The 17,413-nt window shown below is 63.9% G+C and carries 15 protein-coding genes; 8 read left to right on the plus strand and 7 right to left on the minus strand.

Features of this window, described 5'->3' with window-relative positions:
- Window positions 1-40 precede the first annotated feature (40 nt).
- Window positions 41-1,072, minus strand: coding sequence for a substrate-binding domain-containing protein (locus tag B6V73_RS00895; RefSeq protein WP_075776480.1), 1,032 nt, complete (start codon window positions 1,070-1,072; stop codon window positions 41-43).
- A 268-nt stretch (window positions 1,073-1,340) separates the two neighbouring features.
- On the opposite strand from B6V73_RS00895, the gene B6V73_RS00900 reads away from it, so the two are divergent.
- The 6 genes from B6V73_RS00900 to B6V73_RS00925 all read left to right on the plus strand — a co-directional run bounded on the left by B6V73_RS00900 (window position 1,341) and on the right by B6V73_RS00925 (window position 9,277).
- Complete coding sequence (locus B6V73_RS00900) at window positions 1,341-2,705, plus strand: ABC transporter substrate-binding protein (RefSeq protein WP_088724282.1); 1,365 nt, start codon at window positions 1,341-1,343, stop codon at window positions 2,703-2,705.
- Between the two features lie 73 nt (window positions 2,706-2,778).
- A complete protein-coding gene (locus tag B6V73_RS00905) occupies window positions 2,779-3,756 on the plus strand; it encodes a sugar ABC transporter permease (protein ID WP_075776478.1) in 978 nt (325 codons plus the stop codon).
- Entirely contained in the window at window positions 3,756-4,913 is a 1,158-nt protein-coding gene (locus B6V73_RS00910) for a carbohydrate ABC transporter permease (RefSeq protein WP_075776477.1), read from the plus strand. The genes B6V73_RS00905 and B6V73_RS00910 overlap by 1 nt, the downstream gene beginning before the upstream one ends.
- Window positions 4,913-6,553, plus strand: a complete 1,641-nt coding sequence (locus tag B6V73_RS00915) for an alpha-glucosidase (protein ID WP_075776476.1) — start codon at window positions 4,913-4,915, stop codon at window positions 6,551-6,553. Before B6V73_RS00910 ends, B6V73_RS00915 begins: the two co-directional genes overlap by 1 nt.
- Window positions 6,554-6,563: 10 nt before the next feature.
- Window positions 6,564-7,649 (plus strand): ABC transporter ATP-binding protein, encoded by a 1,086-nt coding sequence (locus B6V73_RS00920; RefSeq protein ID WP_088722750.1) that lies wholly within the window; start codon window positions 6,564-6,566, stop codon window positions 7,647-7,649.
- Between the two features lie 71 nt (window positions 7,650-7,720).
- A complete protein-coding gene (locus tag B6V73_RS00925) occupies window positions 7,721-9,277 on the plus strand; it encodes a trimethylamine methyltransferase family protein (protein ID WP_075776474.1) in 1,557 nt (518 codons plus the stop codon).
- 4 nt (window positions 9,278-9,281) lie between these two features.
- Here the strand turns inward: B6V73_RS00925 and B6V73_RS00930 are convergent, their stop codons facing one another.
- From B6V73_RS00930 to B6V73_RS20380, 6 genes are all read right to left on the minus strand, one after another.
- Window positions 9,282-9,557, minus strand: coding sequence for an antibiotic biosynthesis monooxygenase (locus tag B6V73_RS00930; protein ID WP_088724283.1), 276 nt, complete (start codon window positions 9,555-9,557; stop codon window positions 9,282-9,284).
- A 133-nt stretch (window positions 9,558-9,690) separates the two neighbouring features.
- Entirely contained in the window at window positions 9,691-11,253 is a 1,563-nt protein-coding gene (gene guaA / locus B6V73_RS00935; RefSeq protein WP_075776472.1) for a glutamine-hydrolyzing GMP synthase, read from the minus strand.
- A gap of 93 nt (window positions 11,254-11,346) precedes the next feature.
- Complete coding sequence (locus B6V73_RS00940; RefSeq protein WP_075776471.1) at window positions 11,347-12,669, minus strand: HlyC/CorC family transporter; 1,323 nt, start codon at window positions 12,667-12,669, stop codon at window positions 11,347-11,349.
- Window positions 12,670-12,702: 33 nt separating this feature from the next.
- The gene (locus tag B6V73_RS00945) at window positions 12,703-13,680 is read right to left on the minus strand and encodes a site-specific tyrosine recombinase XerD (RefSeq protein ID WP_088724284.1); all 978 of its coding nucleotides are present in this window, start codon (window positions 13,678-13,680) and stop codon (window positions 12,703-12,705) included.
- On the minus strand, window positions 13,677-15,281 hold the full coding sequence (locus B6V73_RS00950) for a hypothetical protein (protein ID WP_088724285.1): 1,605 nt from the start codon (window positions 15,279-15,281) through the stop codon (window positions 13,677-13,679). The genes B6V73_RS00945 and B6V73_RS00950 overlap by 4 nt, the downstream gene beginning before the upstream one ends.
- Window positions 15,271-15,495 (minus strand): hypothetical protein, encoded by a 225-nt coding sequence (locus tag B6V73_RS20380; RefSeq protein WP_143597851.1) that lies wholly within the window; start codon window positions 15,493-15,495, stop codon window positions 15,271-15,273. Before B6V73_RS20380 ends, B6V73_RS00950 begins: the two co-directional genes overlap by 11 nt.
- Window positions 15,496-15,727: 232 nt before the next feature.
- Here B6V73_RS20380 and B6V73_RS21060 point away from each other — a divergent pair, with 232 nt between their 5' ends.
- Together B6V73_RS21060 and aroB are read left to right on the plus strand one after the other, a co-directional pair.
- A complete protein-coding gene (locus B6V73_RS21060; RefSeq protein WP_276206153.1) occupies window positions 15,728-16,300 on the plus strand; it encodes a shikimate kinase in 573 nt (190 codons plus the stop codon).
- Window positions 16,293-17,399 (plus strand): 3-dehydroquinate synthase, encoded by a 1,107-nt coding sequence (aroB, locus tag B6V73_RS00965; RefSeq protein WP_088724286.1) that lies wholly within the window; start codon window positions 16,293-16,295, stop codon window positions 17,397-17,399. Before B6V73_RS21060 ends, aroB begins: the two co-directional genes overlap by 8 nt.
- Window positions 17,400-17,413: the final 14 nt, after the last annotated feature.

A 17,413-nucleotide genomic window follows, 5' to 3' on the forward strand; every position in this document is an offset into this window, starting at 1 on the left:
CCTGTGTGTAAAATTGGTTTCAATTCGGGCGCGGCGCGCCTCATTGTGCGGGGACGGGTCCGGTGGACTGGCCGAGAACCAGAACCGCCTCCATCAGTTCGTGGCGCGGTCTGCGGTCGCCGCTCTCGATCTGCTCGATCAGCAGCGCCGCGCAGCGTCGTCCCGCCTCGCGCACCGACGAGCGCGTCGCGGTGAAGATCGGCTCTTCCGCCGTGCCGTTTCTCAGGTAGCCCAACTCGTCGTCATGGGTCACGATTGAGACATCGCGCCCCATCACCAGCCCGGCCTCTTCGATGCCGCGTCGCGCCCCCATCGCGGAGAGCAGCGAGGCGGTCAGGAAGGCGGTCGGCGGGTCGGGCCATTGCAACATCTCGCGCGCCGCATCATGGCCCTGTGCCTCGGTCATCTCGCCCTCGACGATCAGGTCGGGATCGACCGGAAGGCCGCGCGCCCGGAGCGCCGCCTCGTAGCCGCGTCGACGCCTGCACGCGAAATCCATCTCTTTGATGCCGTTGATCAGCGCGATCCGCCGATGACCCAGGTCGAGCAGGAAATTCGTGGCCCGCTCGAAGGCGCGCTTGTTGTTCACATCGACCCAGCTGAAGGCGGAATCCGATCCGCTGACCCGCCCGTGCAGAACGTAAGGCAGCCCCAGCGCGTCGAGCATCTCGATCCGGTGATCCCCGACTTTCGGGGCGTGGATCAGCACGCCGTCGACATTGCCTTTCGAGCGCAGTTCGGCATAGGCGCGGGCCTCGGAATCGTCGGGCACGATCGTCATGACCATGTCGTAGCCCCGCTGCGCATAGACTTCACCCGCGCCAGCGATGAAATCGGCGAAGACCGGGTTCACGATCTCGTGCCGATCCGAGATCGGGATGATGTGACCGATCGCCATCGTCCGTCCCGTCGCAAGCCGTTTCGCCTGCGTATTGGGGTGGTAGTTCGCGGCCTCGGCAGCTTCGCGCACGCGGCGGCGCGTGGCTTCCGAAACTTCCGGATAGCCATTGAGCGCGCGGCTCACCGTGGTGGGGGACAGCCCCAGTTCCTGTGCCAAGGTCTTGAGATTCATATCGGGTTCTAAAAGCCAAACCGCTTTGGATTGGAGGCGACACTAGGCTTAGCCTCGCACGCCGTCAATGCTGCGCGCGCGGCGTTCCTCCCGCTGCGCCGCGGCGTGCAGCTGCGCGCAACCAACGACGATATAGAGTATATTTGAACACGACGAGAGCGCGTTTTGTTGACATCGCTGCGAGGCTCTGAAACGGTCGCAGACGTCCAAAGCGCTTTGGGTCGGGCGAGTCGCCAAGCCGAAAAGCGCGACACACCGGGAGGATTTCATGACCAAACATCTGATGCTTGGGATCGCGGCGCTGGCGCTGTCGGCCGGGCTCGCTAACGCGCAGGATCTCAAATTCGCGCCGGGCAGCGACGGCGACAAGTTCGACTGGCAAAGCTATGACCAATTCAAGAGCGACACCGATCTGAGCGGCGAGACGCTGACGATCACTGGCCCGTGGACCGGCAATGACAAGGCGCTCTTCGAGAGCGTTCTGGCTTATTTCGAAGCCGCGACCGGGGCCAAGGTGAACTACTCGGGGTCGGAGAGCTTCGAGCAGGATATCGTGATCGCCGCCAAGGCCGGCACGCCCCCGAATATCGCGGTGTTCCCGCAGCCGGGCCTCGCATCGGACATGGCCCGCCAAGGATACCTGACGCCGATGCCCGACGGAACGGGCGACTGGATCAAGAACAATTACGCCGCCGGAAAATCCTGGGAGGATCTGTCCACCTACAAGAACAAGGATGGCGAGGCGCAGACCTTCACCTTCCCGTTCAAGGCGGACCTGAAATCGCTCGTCTGGTACGTGCCGGAGAACTTCAAGGAAGCGGGCTACAAGGTGCCTGAGACCATGGAGGATCTGAAGGCGCTGACCGAGCAGATCAAGGCCGATGGCGGTACGCCGTGGTGTATCGGTCTGGGTTCGGGGGCTGCGACCGGCTGGCCGGCGACCGACTGGGTCGAGGATATCATGCTGCGCACGCAGTCGCCCGAGACCTATGACGATTGGGTCACCAACAAGCTGAAGTTCAACGATCCCAAGGTCGTCGAGGCGATCAAGGATTACGGTTGGTTCGCCAAGACCCCCGGCTTCGCCGAAGGCGGCGAGCAGGCGGTGGCCACCACCGACTTCCGCGACAGCCCGAAGGGTCTCTTCGACTTCCCGCCGAAATGCTACATGCACAAGCAGGCGAGCTTCATCCCGACCTTCTTCCCCGAAGGGACCAAAGTCGGTCAGGACGTGAACTTCTTCTACTTCCCGGCCTATGCAGACAAGAATCTGGGTAAACCGGTTCTCGGCGCGGGCACGATGTTCGGCATCACCAAGGACTCCAAGGCTGCCGAGGCCTTCATCAAGTTCCTCGAGACGCCGATCGCCTCGGAAATCTGGATGGCGCAATCGGGCTTCCTGACGCCGAACAAGAACGTCAATCCGGCGGCCTTCGCCAATGACGTGCAGCGTCACATGAACTCGATCCTGCTGGATGCCACGACCTTCCGCTTCGACGGGTCGGACCAGATGCCGGGCGAGATCGGTACCGATGCGTTCTGGAAGGCGATGGTCGCCTACACGACCGGTGACGAGACCGCGCAAGAGGCCGCCGACGCGGTCCAGAAGCGCTGGGACAGCATCCAGAAGTAACCAACGCCTGCGCCCCCGGAGCGTTTTTCCGGGGGCGTTTGCATCTTTACACGCCGGTTCGGGGAGGGACCTGATGTCACCGATCTTGCAGGGGCTGATAACGATCGCGCTCGGGGTGGGCGGTTGTGTGGCCTATTTCTACGCCGCCAACATCGTCCTCGACCGAGTCATCTTCCCGCCGAAAGGCGCCGATCCGGGGCGCAACATCAACCGCGCGAACATGGTCCGCCCCTGGCTGTTCCTGTTCCCGGCGATCTTCGCGCTCGGTCTGTATCTCGCCTATCCGGTGGTGGGCTCGTTCTGGCGCTCGCTGTTCAACCGCGATGGCGGGACGTTCATCGGCCTTGGCAATTACGAGCGGCTCGCGATGGATGCGAGCTTCCGTCAGGCCGTGTTCAACAACTTCCTCTGGGTGCTTGTCGTGCCTGCGCTCGCGACCTTCCTCGGCCTGCTGGCCGCGCAGCTCACCGACCGCATCAAGTGGGGTAACATCGCGAAATCGCTGATCTTCATGCCGATGGCGATCTCTTTCGTGGGTGCTTCGCTGATCTGGAAATTCGTCTATGCGGTGAACCCCGATATCGGGATGATCAACGCGATCCGCGTGGCCTTCCACATGCAGCCGCTCGACCCGTTGCAGGTGCCGTTCTGGAACAACTTCTTCCTGATGGTGATCCTGATCTGGATCCAGACCGGCTTCGCGATGGTGATCCTGTCGGCCGCGCTGCGCGGGATCCCCGAGGAGACGATCGAAGCCGCGGTGCTCGACGGGGCGAACCCGTTCCAGCTGTTCTTCAAGATCAAGGTGCCTCAGATCATGCCGACGATCGTCGTGGTCTGGACCACGATCACGATCCTCGTGCTCAAGGTCTTCGACATCGTCTACGCAACGACGGGCGGGAATTTCGGCACCCAGATCCTGCCCAGCTACATGATGCAATACATGTTCCGCGACGACGGGCGCGCGACGGCTGTGGCCTTCGTCATCATGATCATCGTGCTGCCGGTGATGATCTGGAACATCATTCAAGCCCGTAGGGAGACGCGCTGATGGCCGCTATCGCAGGACAGAAATCGCGCCTGACATGGGCGGTGCAACTCTCGGTCGTCTTCATGGTGGTGCTTTGGCTCGTGCCGACGGTGGGGCTCCTGGTCAGCTCCTTCCGCACGACGGACCAGATCAGTCAGTCGGGCTGGTGGGACGCGGCATTCTCGGTCGAGAAAGCCTTCCGCGACCGCATCCCGGCCGACGGTGAGAAACAGGTCGACGGGCTCTACGTGCTCGAGGGCGATCTGCTCAATAACGGGCAGAACGCGAATGACCTGAAACCGGGCACGACGATCACCGCTTTCGGCACCTCGGGCATCAAGCCGGGCGCCTACAAGGCGGGGGAGACGGTCGATACCGGCGATGGCGGCACGCTGAGCGTCGCCAAGGACGGCACCTACAAGGCCACGTCGAAGACGAGCTTCGAGGGCTCGGGCCCGCGGGTCTATTTCGTGGCCGAGATGCCGCCCGCCTTCACGCTGGCCAATTATCGCAACGTGCTGTTCTCCGACGGCATGGGGCAGGCCTTCATGAACACGCTGACGGTGACGATCCCGGCGACGATCATCCCGATCCTCGTCGCGGCTTTCGCGGCCTATGCGCTGGCCTGGATGGAGTTCCCGGGCCGTGGCCTGTTGATCGCAGCCGTCGTGGGCCTTCTGGTCGTGCCACTGCAGCTCGCGTTGGTGCCGCTTCTGCGGCTCCATCAGGAGATCGGCATCGGGCAAAGCTTCCTCGGGATATGGCTGGCCCATACCGGCTTCGGCTTGCCGCTCGCGATCTACCTGCTCAGGAACTACATGGTGGGTCTGCCGCGCGACATCATCGAGAGCGCGAAGGTCGACGGGGCGACAGATTTCCAGATCTTCATGAAAATCGTGCTGCCTTTGTCATTCCCGGCGCTCGCTTCTTTTGCAATCTTCCAGTTCCTCTGGGTCTGGAACGACCTACTTGTCGCGAAAGTCTTCCTTCCGGCCAATGACGCGTCGAAGGTGATGACCGTGAAGATCGCCGACGACCTTCTGGGGTCGCGCGGCGGCGATTGGGGTATTCTGGCGTCCGCCGCCTTCATCTCGATCGCCGTGCCGCTCCTGGTGTTCTTCGCAATGCAGAAATATCTCGTCCGCGGTCTGCTGGCGGGTTCGGTTAAAGGTGGTTGATGAAAACCCTTACAAAGAAAGAAGACTGGTGGCGCGGAGCAGTGATCTACCAGATCTATCCGCGCAGCTTTCAAGACAGCAATGGCGACGGCATCGGCGATCTTCTCGGGATCGTCAGACGCCTGCCGCATGTCGCGAGCCTCGGGGCGGACGCGGTCTGGATTTCGCCTTTCTTCACCTCTCCGATGAAGGATTTCGGCTATGACGTCAGCGATTACACCGATGTCGATCCGATGTTCGGCAGCCTTGCCGATTTCGACCAGGTGATCGCGACGGCCCATGCGCTGGGTCTGAAGGTGATGATCGATCTGGTGCTGAGCCATACCTCCGATCAGCACCCGTGGTTTCAGGAAAGCCGGTCGAGCCGGGATAACCCCAAGGCCGACTGGTATGTCTGGGCCGATCCCAAGCCCGATGGCACGCCGCCCAATAACTGGCTGTCGATTTTCGGCGGGCCGGGCTGGCATTGGGACAGCCGGCGCGAGCAGTATTACATGCACAACTTCCTCGTGGAGCAGCCCGATCTGAACTTCCACAATCCGGAAGTGACGCAGGAATTGCTCAACGTGGCGCAGTTCTGGCTGGAGCGCGGCGTCGATGGCTTCCGCCTCGACACGATCAATTTCTACATGCATGACGACGAGCTGCGCGATAACCCGCCGCTGCCGCCGGAAGAGCGTAACGATCAGACCGCGCCCAAGGTGAACCCCTATAATCACCAACGCCACATCTACGACAAGAACAACCCCGAGAACCTGCGCTTCCTGCGCAAGCTCCGAACGCTGATGAACAATTACAACGCTGCAGCCGTCGGCGAAGTGGGCGACAGCCAGCGCGGGCTGGAGATTCTTGGCGAATACACCTCCGGCGCGGACAAGATGCAGATGTCCTACGCGTTCGAGCTTCTGTCGGGGCACGAGCCGCTCAAGGCGGAGTTCATCAAATCCGTGTTCGACAAGGTCGATGCGGTCGCCAAGGACGGCTGGGTCTGCTGGGCCTACTCGAACCACGACGTGGAGCGCCATATTTCTCGCTGGAACCTGACGCCCGCCTCGGCACGGCTCTATACGACGCTGATGATGTGCCTGCGCGGATCGCTCTGTCTCTATCAGGGCGAGGAGCTCGGGCTGCACGAAGCGGAACTGTCCTTCGAAGATCTGCAAGACCCCTACGGCAAGGAGTTCTGGCCCGAGTTCAAGGGCCGCGACGGCTGCCGGACCCCGATGGTCTGGGAGCGCGACGCCGCCTATGCGGGCTTCTCGCAGGCGCGCCCGTGGCTTCCGGTGCCGACCACGCACCAGAATATCGCGACCGATGTGGCCGAGCACGACCCGGCCTCGCTCCTGCACCATTACCGCCGCGCGATCGCGTTCCGTCGCAATCACGACGTGCTTCGGACCGGCGCGATGGAGGATATGTATTGCTCCGGCGACCTGCTGGTCTTCACGCGCAGGAACGAGGAGGAGACGATCCTGTGCTATTTCAACCTGTCCGATCATCCGGTGAACGCCACCGTTCCGCCGGGCAACTGGGTGACGGTCGGGGGCGAGCTGGGCTCGATCCGCCCGATGCCCGATCACACTTTGCATCTCGGCCCGTGGCAGCCGAGCATTCTGCGCCTCGACGAACACGGGGCTTGAGGGGGAGACAATGGCCGAACTCAAACTGGAAAACGTCGCGAAAAGCTATGGCGAGGTGTCGGTCCTCAAGGACATCAACCTCGACATCAAGGCCGGAGAGCTGATCGTCTTCGTGGGCCCCTCGGGCTGCGGGAAATCGACACTTCTGCGGATGATCGCGGGGCTGGAGAAGATCACGGGCGGGACGCTCGAGATCGACGGGGTACGGATGAACGACGTGCCGCCCTCGAACCGCGGCATCGCGATGGTCTTCCAGTCCTACGCGCTCTATCCGCACATGACGGTGCGCGACAACATGGCCTTCGCCCTGAAGATCGCGAAACAGTCGAAGGAAGAGATCAACGCCGCCGTCGAAAAGGCCGCGAAGATGCTGCAACTGACCGATTATCTCGACCGTTTGCCGAAGGCGCTCTCGGGTGGTCAGCGGCAGCGCGTAGCGATCGGGCGCGCCATCGTGCGCGACCCGAAGGTGTATCTCTTCGACGAGCCGCTCTCGAACCTCGATGCGGCGCTGCGCGTCGCGACCCGGATCGAGATCGCCCAGCTGAAAGAGGCGATGCCCGATCGCACGATGATCTACGTCACCCACGATCAGGTCGAGGCGATGACGCTCGCGACGCGGATCGTGGTTCTGGCCAACAAGGGGATCGCGCAGGTCGGCACGCCGCTGGAGCTATACGAGAAGCCGCAAAACGAGTTCGTCGCACAATTCATCGGCTCGCCTGCGATGAACCTGCTGTCGGGCGAGATCACCGAGACGGGTGAGATGACCACCGTGAAACTCGATGGTGGCGGCATCGCGCGATCCACCATCGCGACCCGTCCGGAAGACCTGTCGCGCCGGGTCAATATCGGCGTGCGCCCCGAGGATTTCGAGCCCGTCGAGGGCGAGGGGATCTACACCGGAAAGGTCGATATCGTCGAAGCTTTGGGCGAGGTGACGCTGCTTTACTTCGAGGCGGAGGGCAGTCATGAGCCGATCATCGCGAAACTGCCCGGCATCCATCACGACCGTCGCCACAGCGAGATTAAGCTCGGCGCGGATCCGTCCAAGGTACACCTCTTCGCGGACGGTCAGTCGCTTCTCTACCGCTGACGGACGCAAACAGGCCATCGCGTATCCCTCTGCCCGTTAGTTTGAGGTGAGATAAACGGGCGGAGGCAATCATGGCCGATTCGGATTTGGGTGAACGTGTAGGGCGTCGCGCGCGCGGTGGTGGCGGGGCAGCCCGTCGGGCCGAGCGCACGGCCGTGAAGGTGGAGTTCTCGCGCTTCATCACGCGCAATATTCCCGACATGGAAATCCTGAACGAGGAAGCCCTCGAGATCATCGAGCATAACGCGGAAACCGTGCTCGAAGAGATCGGCGTGAACTTCGTCGAAAACCCCGAAGCCCTGGAGCGTTGGCGCGAGGCCGGCGCCTCGATCGAAGGCGAACGCGTGCGCATCCCGCGCGGTCTGGCCCGCAAGCTCTGCGCGACCGCGCCGTCGCAATTCACCCAGCACGCCCGCAACCCCGAGCGCAATGTCGAGATCGGCGGCCGCAACCTCGTGCTGGCCCCGGTCTATGGCCCTCCCTTCGTGCGCGACGCGCAAGGCGGTCGCCGCTACGCGACGATCGCGGATTTCCGGAACTTCGTGAAGCTCGGATACATGTCGAAATGGCTCCACCATTCCGGCGGCACCGTCTGTGAGCCGACCGATGTGGCGGTGAACAAACGTCACCTCGACATGCTCCACGCCCATATGACGCTGTCGGACAAGCCCTATATGGGCTCTGTTACCGAACCTTCGCGCGCCGAGGACAGCGTCGAGATGTCGAAGATCCTCTTCGGCGAGGAGTTCGTCGACAACAACCCCGTGATGACCTCGCTCATCAACATCAACTCGCCGTTGACCTTCGACAACACGATGATGGGCGCGCTGGAAATCTACGCGCGCAACAATCAGGCCTGCATCATCTCGCCCTTCATCGTGGGCGGCGCGATGGCGCCGGTCTCGGTCGCGGGCACGCTGACGCAGGTGCTGGCCGAGGTGCTGGCGGGCGTGGCCTATTCCCAACTGATCCGTCCTGGCGCGCCGGTGATCTTCGGCGCGTTCGTGACCTCGATCGACATGAACTCGGGCGCACCCACGTTCGGCACGCCGGAAGCCTCGCTGATCACGCTTGGTGCGGGCCAACTCGCACGCCGTCTCAACCTTCCTTACCGCTCGGCTGGCGGCTTCACCGGCTCGAAACTGCCCGATGCGCAGGCCGCGTACGAGAGCGCCAACACGCTCAATAACGGCCTCTATGCGGGCGTGAACTTCATGCTCCATGCCTGCGGCTGGCTCGAAGGCGGGTTGGTGTCGTCCTATGAGAAATTCGTGATGGATGCCGATCAACTGGGCGTCCTCCATCGTCTGGCGCAGGGCGTCGACGCCTCGGAAAACGGGCAGGCGATGGACGCGATCCGCGAGGTTGGCCCAGGCGGCCACTATCTCGGCTGCGCCCATACGCAGGCCAATTTCAAGGACGCGTTCTGGCGCACGCAGCTGCTCGATTACCGTCCCTTCGAGACCTGGGAAGAGCAGGGCGCACCCGACACGATGGCGCTCGCGACGAAGCGGGTCGAGAAGATGCTCAGCGAGTATCAGCAGCCCGCCATGGATCCGAGCATCGCCGAGGCGTTGGCGGCTTATGTCGCACGAAAGAAGGCAGAAGTGCCCGACGCTTTCCTGTAACGGCTCACTCTTCCTCGATCTGATAATCCCGCGCGATCCCCTGGGTCGCGCGGCCCCATTCCGAAGCCTGCACCCGCGCCTGATGCGCCTCGAACGCGTCCCGGTCGGTGAAGCGTTCCGAGACCGTGAAGACCAGCGGATCGGCTCCTTGCCTGACTTCGAACATCTCGCATCCCGGCTCGGCATGGGTGAGCGCGATGTGCTCGGGCAGATGGGCACGAACGATCCCGACCTCGGCAGCATCGGCGCAGATCAGGCGCCCGGTTAGTTTGACGACCATCTTTGTCTCCCCGAAAGAAAAGGCCCGCGCCTTTCGGACGCGGGCATCAGCCCTCGGACGGGGGCCTCGGGCGTTCGCAGCTTAATTCCTTCCACTGGAAGGAATTTGCGGCCCCAGAGGGGGCCGCCGCGGCTCACTCCCACTCGATCGTGCCGGGGGGCTTCGAGGTGATGTCGTAGGTCACCCGGTTGATGCCTTTCACCTCGTTGATGATCCGCGTCGCGGTCTCGCCGAGGAATTCGTGGCTGAACGGGTAGTAATCCGCGGTCATGCCATCAACGCTCGTCACCGCGCGTAGGGCGCAGGCGTAATCATAGGTCCGCCCGTCGCCCATCACGCCGACGGTGCGCACCGGCAGGATCGCGACGAAAGCCTGCCAGATCTCGTCATAAAGCCCGTGCTTGCGGATCTGGTCGATATAGACCGCGTCGGCCTTGCGCAGGATCTCCAGCTTGTCGCGGGTGATCTCGCCGGGGCAGCGGATCGCGAGGCCGGGGCCGGGGAAGGGGTGGCGGCCGATGAACGACGCCGGCAGACCCAGCTCGTGACCGAGCGCGCGGACCTCGTCCTTGAACAGCTCGCGCAGCGGCTCGACCAGTTTCAGGCCCATCTTCTCGGGCAGGCCGCCGACGTTGTGGTGCGACTTGATCGTGACGGAAGGGCCGCCCGAGAAGCTCACCGATTCAATGACATCGGGATAGAGCGTGCCCTGCGCGAGGAATTCCGCGTTCTCGATCTCGCCCGCGTATTTCTGAAACACGTCGATGAAGAGGCGCCCGATCGTCTTGCGCTTCACTTCAGGGTCGGTGACGCCTTCCAACTCGCCGAGGAACAGCTCGCTCTCGTCGGCATGGATCAGCTTGATATTGTAATGGTCGCGGAACATCGTGACCACTTCTTCGGCCTCGTTATGCCGCAGCAGCCCGTGATCCACGAAGACGCAGGTCAGCTGATCGCCGATCGCCTCGTGGAGCAGGATCGCGGTGACCGAGCTGTCGACGCCGCCCGACAGGCCGCAGATCACATGGCTGTCGCCGACCTGCTCGCGGATCTGCTTGATCGCCTCGTCGCGATAGGCATCCATCGTCCAGTCGCCGGTGAAGCCCGCGTCGCGCACGAAGTTCTCATACAGCGTCTTGCCGTTCGGCGTGTGATGCACCTCCGGGTGGAACTGCACCGCGTAGAAGCGACGGCTCAGATCGGCGGTGATCGCGTAAGGTGCGCCCGGCGAGGTGCCATAGACCTCGAAGCCAGGCGCGATGCGGCTGACATGGTCGCCATGGCTCATCCAGACCTGCTCGCGGCCCGCGCCATCCATGAACCAGCCGGTGAGCAGATCGATCCGCGTCTCGGTCGGCGTCACGTAGGCGCGCCCGAATTCGGCGGAGCCGTGCTTGGCCTCCACCAGACCGCCCAGATCCTGCATCATCACCTGCTGGCCGTAGCAGATGCCGAGGATCGGCACCCCAAGCTCATAGGCCGATTTCGGCGGCCGCGGAGAGCCCTCTCGCGTGACCGAATCCGGCCCGCCCGAGAAGATGATCGCTTTCGGGGCGAACTCTTTCAGGAAGGCGTCGGTGACGTTCTGATAGGGATGGATTTCGCAATAAACATTCAGCTCGCGAAGCCGCCGCGCAATCAGCTGCGTGACTTGAGAACCGAAGTCGATGATGAGGAGGCGCTGATGGTCTGTCATGCCGATGGCATTAGGACGCGTTTTCGCGCTTGGCAAGAGGGCAGCTTGCGCAACGGTTGTTTATCGCGCGTGTTGCTTCTTCGACATCGCCGCTCAGCTCTCCGGATAGCCACCCGGGATCAGCGGCCGGATTTTCAGCCGGGTGATCCGGTTGTCCTTGCGGCCCGCGACCTCGAAGCGGAAGCCGTGGAAGGAGAAGACCTGACCCTCGGTCGGGATGGTCTGCGCCTCGTGGATCACCAGACCGGCGACGGTGTTGGCCTCGTCATCGGGCAGCGTCCAGTCGGTCTCGCGGTTCAGGTCGCGGATCGTCATCGCGCCGTCGACGATGTAATCGCCGTTCTCGGTGGGTTTCAGGCGTTTCTCGGACTTGGGATCGAACTCGTCGGTGATCTCGCCGACGATTTCCTCGAGGATGTCCTCCAGCGTCAGCAGACCGCGCAGATCGCCATATTCGTCCACCACCAGCGCGAAATGGGTGCGACGTTTCAGGAACTCTTGCATCTGTTCGTCGAGCGGCGTCGTCTCGGGGACGAAATAGGGCTTCATCATCACTTTGGAGATGTCGAGATCGGCCACGCTCTCCAGCGTCCCGTCGCCCCCGCGCACGACTTTCTCGACCGCGCGCAGCAGGTCTTTCGAGTGGATCACGCCCACCACGTTCTCGCGCTCGCCGCGATAGAGCGGCAGCCGCGTATGAGGTGAAGACAGCACCGCCGTGAGGATCGCATCGGGGTCTTCCTCGATGTCGATCATCTCGATCTGGCTCCGGTGGAGCATGATCTCTTCGACCGTGCGATTGCCAAGGTCGAGCGCGCCCAGCAAGCGGTCGCGATCTTCCTTGTCCACCGTGCCCTCGGATTGCCCCAGCGCCAGCGCGCCCGCGATTTCCTCGTGGATCGAGAACATATGGGTGTTCTTGTCGGTCCGCATCCCGAAGGCATAGAGGATGCCGCGCACGATCATCCGCACGATGGCGACGATCGGGGCGAGGACGAGGGTCACGACGCGGATCGGGCCCGCGACTTTCGAGGCGACTTTCTCCGGCAGGGTGATTGCGTAGGTCTTGGGCAGGACTTCCGAGAAGACCAGCACCAGCACCGTCATCACCAGCGTCGCGAGCGCCACGCCCGATTGCCCGAAGACCCGCGTAAGCAGCGCGGTCGCCAGCGAGGCCGAGAGGATGTTGACCACGTTGTTGCCCAGCAGGATTGCGCCGATCAGACGCTCGCTATCCTCGGTGACCTCAAGCGCGGTCTGCGCGCCACTTTCGCCCTTGTCGGCCTGCGCGCGCAGCTTCGCGCGGCTGGCCGCGGTCAGTGCGGTTTCCGAGCCCGAGAAGAAGGCCGAGAGCGCCAGCAGCAGAATGATCGAACCGGCGGTGAGCCAGAAGGCAAAATCGAGAGTGTTTTCCATGGTGTCAGGTTATGGGGCGCGGGCAGGACGCATTCAAGCGGTGCCGTCACTTTTGCCGCGCGGTTTCGCCAGCGGGTGATGGGTCAGCACCAGCTCCTTGAGCCGTTCGTCCAGCACATGGGTGTAGATCTCCGTGGTCGACAGGTCCGCATGCCCCAGAAGCATCTGAATCGCCCGCAGATCGGCACCGCCTTGCAGAAGATGGGTGGCGAAGGCGTGGCGCAAGACGTGGGGCGTGACCTTGGCGGGGCTCACCCCGGCCTTGACCGCGATATCCTTCAAGAGCTTGTGAAAGCCCTGTCGCGTGAGGTGACCTTCCTTGCCGCCCGACGGGAAAAGGTAGCGCGAGGGCGGCGCGCGGTGTTCGATGCGCGCCTGTTCCTCGGCCTCGTCGCGTGCGCTAAGCCAGTCGGCAAGCGCCTCGCGAGCGGGGGGCGAGAGCGGCACCATCCTCTCCTTGTCGCCCTTGCCGCGCACGAGTAGCATCCGGGGGTCGCCGCGCGCGGAGGAAACGGGCAGGGAGACCAGCTCGGACACCCGCATCCCGGTCGCGTAGAGCAGTTCCATCAGGCAGCGATTGCGGATCTGGTCCTTTTGCGAGCGGCCCTGATCGCGGGCAGCCTCCAGCAGAGCCTCCACCTCCCCGAGGCTCAGCGTCTTGGGCAGGCGCTGCGCGCGCCCGGGGCCGGAGATGCGGATCGCCGGATTGTCCGCGCGCCAGCCTTCCTCATAGGCGAAGCGGTAAAGCTGCCGGATCGCGGAGAGTCTGCGCGCGCGGGTCGATTTCGCCAGACCCTCTGCCTCGCAGCGGATCAGGTAGGTCTCGATATCGGCGCGGGTGAGGCTGGCGTAGCTAAGCCCCTTTGCCTGAAGAAACCCCGCGAAGTCATTGAGATCACGCCCGTAACTCAGGATCGTGTTGCGCGCTGCGCCCGCTTCGGCGGCCTGAGCGTCGAGGAAGATCAGCAACCATTGCGGATCGGGCGGCGCGTCTGAACCGGGGCCGGTCACGGGGTGTCTCCGAGTACGATCATCTCGATCGCGGCTCGCCGGGCGACGGTTTCCAGCCCGGCGAGCCGTAGTAGGCTCAGACCCTCCCGAAGTCGCGGGTAATCGCCTTTCGATCCCTCGCTTACATCGCCGATCGCTTCGATCAGGGCGAGGCCCAGCTGGTCGGGCAGCAAGCTCTCGTAGCGAGCAGGCGGCGCAGCGGGGGACGCATCGAAGACGGATTTCAGCGCCTGATCGCGGGCCCCGGTCGCTGGCGCGGTTCCGGTATCGCCCGCAGCAAGCGCCTTGAGCAGCTTGGCCCGCGGTGACTGCGGCGCCGATTTCAGGGCGTTCTCTTCGTAATTCGGGGTGAGCAGGCTCAGCTCATAGGCGATGCGCCCGGCGCGGCCCGGCAGGTCCATGCCCGCGAGCCGGTCGCCGAACAGGGTGCCCAGCACCGGGACCAGGTCTTCCGGGGCCATCGCATCATAGGCGGCGGGCAGGGCGGTCGCGATCGCATCGGCTTTGCCGCTCTCCAACGCATCATCCAGCGCGCTCACCGCCGACACGCGATCCCAGAGCGCGCCCGACGCGGCTGCCTTGCGCTCTGTATAGAGCCCCAGCAACTGGTTCGGGTCGAGCACACCCGCGCGGGCCAGCCGCTCGGCGGCCTCCAATTGCGACTTCCAGCCGTTATTCTCGGTCAGATCCGCCTGTGCGAAGGCCAGCGGCAGCGTCGCAGTAGGCAGCGGCTGACCGATCGCCTCCATCATCTTGAAAGCCAAGGGCGTGACGTGATCGGGCGGCGGCGCATCGCCGGCCTCCTCGGCCAGCGCCGGATCGAGGAATTGCTCCAGCAGCGACTGGTCCTCTGCCGGGATCTGCCCCAGCGCACTGCCGGTGCCATAGGTCAGCTCGGCCGTGTCCCATTGCCCGTTGCGCGCCAGGCAGAACACCCGCGCCGCGTAGGATGGTGCGATGCCGGGAGTGCGCTCGATGATCTTGCAGGCGCGGTTTTCCTGCCCGAGAAGCAGCGCCACGTCGAAGCTGCGGCGGAAAATCTCGGGGCTCGCCGTGCCTGCCTGTCCCAGAAGGGCATTCGCCTGTTCCAGCGCACCCATGTCCAATAGCCGGTCGATCCGGGCGAGGAAGAGCTGGTTGCGTTGCGCCGGCGTCTCGATCTGGGGCGGATTCAGTTCCGCCAGCAAAAGCGTCAGGCTCAAGCCCTGCAGCGCGGGCAGCTGATCGAGCGGCATTGCCCGCAGCGCCTGCGCCAGTTCCGGCTCGGGCGTCTTGCCCCAGAGATCGCGCGGCAATCCGGTGCGATCCGGGGTCAGAAGACCCAGGCTGTCGGCGGAGGGCGCATCGAGCGAGAGCACCGCGATATCCTCGATCCCGCCCGCGCCGGTGACCGGAGCATGCGAAGAAGTCGAGCCGCCGCGCGGCGTGGTCGCCAGCGAATGTGAAAGCCAGTCGATTGCGGACATCGGGCTGCCGGTCGTCGCGGAGGCATCCACCGGCGTCGTCGATTGCGCGGCGGCCGGACCCGCCACGAGACCGCCAAGCGCGAAACCGCTCAGCCAGATCAGGCCGAGGATCGCCGGACGGCGATCAGTTGCCACTCGCAGTATCTCCGTCGGTCCCGGCATCGGTACCCGTCTTGGTGCTCCCATCGGAACTACCCGCGCCCGCCGCGGCACCCGTGCCGTCGGGCAGGGTGACCTCGATACGCTGTTCCTGGCTGTCGGGGCTCATGTCGCCCAAGTAAGCAAAGCCGATCACGCCGATCGCGCCAAGCACCAGAAGGATGACGATAAGCTTGAAGATGCGCCCCATAATCTCTCTTTTCTGCCGTCTGTCGCGGCCCGTCCCAGATCGTGTCTCTCGGCGGGCGGGCCGTTCTTGGTTGCGGTTTCGCGTTGATCATATATGGCATTTCAGGGAAGTTCACGCCATTCAAGGGGTCCTGCGTCACGATTGTGCAAGGCTCCGCCGATGGCAAGCCTTGTCCGCCCCGCCGGGATTGACAGGGCAGGAATACCGCAGGCGACGCGAGGCAGGGGGCGCAGTGGAAGGCGAAACCGGGAAAGTGGGCCATCTGACGCGCTCCGTCGTGCTCGTGGGCATGATGGGGTCTGGAAAGACCGCCGTTGGTACCGCGCTGTCCAAGATGCTCGATTCGCCGTTTCTCGACAGCGACCACGAAATCGAACGCGCCGCCCAGATGACCGTGGCCGAAATTTTCGCCCGCGATGGCGAGCCGTTCTTCCGCGCCCGCGAATCGGAAGTGCTGGAGCGGCTGCTGATGGGGCCGCCCGGCGTCATCTCCACCGGAGGCGGGGCTTTCCTGTCGGAAAAGAACCGCGAGTTGATCAACCGGCTGGGCGTGTCGGTCTGGCTGAAGGCGGATCTGGAGATCCTGTGGAATCGCGTGCGCCACAAGAACACGCGGCCCCTGCTGCGCACGGCCGACCCGAAACGGACGCTGAGCGACCTGCTCACGGCGCGCCTTCCGCATTACGAGAAAGCCCAAATCGTGGTGGAGGCCGAACCGGGCCTCTCGGTGCTGGGGATGGCGCGCAAGGTGGTGAGCCATCTGCGCGAGGTGGATGGATTGATCGAAGAGGTGAAAGATGCGTGAGATCCTGCCGGTCGAGCTGGGCGAGCGTTCCTACGAGGTGCGCATCGGCACCGGGCTCTTGGAAAACGTAGGCACCGAGATCGCACCCTTGCTGCGCCGTCCGCGCGTGGCCGTCGTCGCCGATCAGACGGTGGCCGATCTGCATCTCGCAACCCTGCGCCGCGGTCTTGGCGATATCGAGATGGTCTCGCTGACCTTGCCGCCGGGCGAGGGTACGAAGAGTTGGCCGCAATTCACCCGCACCGTCGAATGGCTGCTGGAGCAGAAGGTCGAGCGCAAGGATATCGTCATCGCTTTGGGCGGCGGCGTGATCGGCGATCTGGTGGGGTTTGCGGCCGCCGTGCTGCGCCGGGGCGTGCGCTTCGTGCAAATCCCGACCTCGCTTCTCGCGCAGGTCGACAGTTCCGTGGGCGGCAAGACCGGGATCAACGCGCCGCAGGGTAAGAACCTGATCGGCGCCTTCCATCAGCCTTCGCTGGTGCTCGCCGATCTCGACGTGCTTGGCACGCTCGAGCCGCGTGATTTCCTCGCGGGCTATGGCGAGGTGGTGAAATACGGCCTTCTGGGCGATGCGGATTTCTTCGACTGGCTCGAGGCCAACGCCCCCGAGATGGCGGCGGGCGACATGGAAAAGCGGCTGCACGCTGTGAAACGCTCGGTCGAGATGAAGGCCGAGATCGTGGCGCGCGACGAGACGGAGGAGGGCGATCGCGCACTCCTCAACCTTGGTCACACGTTCTGCCACGCGCTGGAGGCCGCGACAGGCTATTCCGACCGCCTCCTGCATGGCGAGGGCGTGGCGATCGGCTGCGCGATGGCGTTCGAGCTCAGCCAGCGCCTCGGCCTATGTTCGCAAGAAGCCCCGAGCCGCGTGCGCGCCCATCTGCGCGACATGGGGATGAAGGCCGATCTGGCCGATATCGAAGGCGATTTGCCGGGGCGCGACGCGCTGATCGACCTGATGGCGCAGGACAAGAAAGTGCTCGATGGCAAGCTGCGCTTCATTCTCGCGCGCGGCATCGGGGAGGCTTTCGTGACGTCGGATGTGCCGCGCGATGTGCTGGCGGGCGTGCTCGACGACGCGCTCGCCGCGCGGTAAGCTGATTTCCCAGT

Origin of the sequence: Thioclava sp. JM3 (assembly GCF_002213185.1) — a bacterium.
GTDB classification, from domain to species: domain Bacteria; phylum Pseudomonadota; class Alphaproteobacteria; order Rhodobacterales; family Rhodobacteraceae; genus Thioclava; species Thioclava nitratireducens.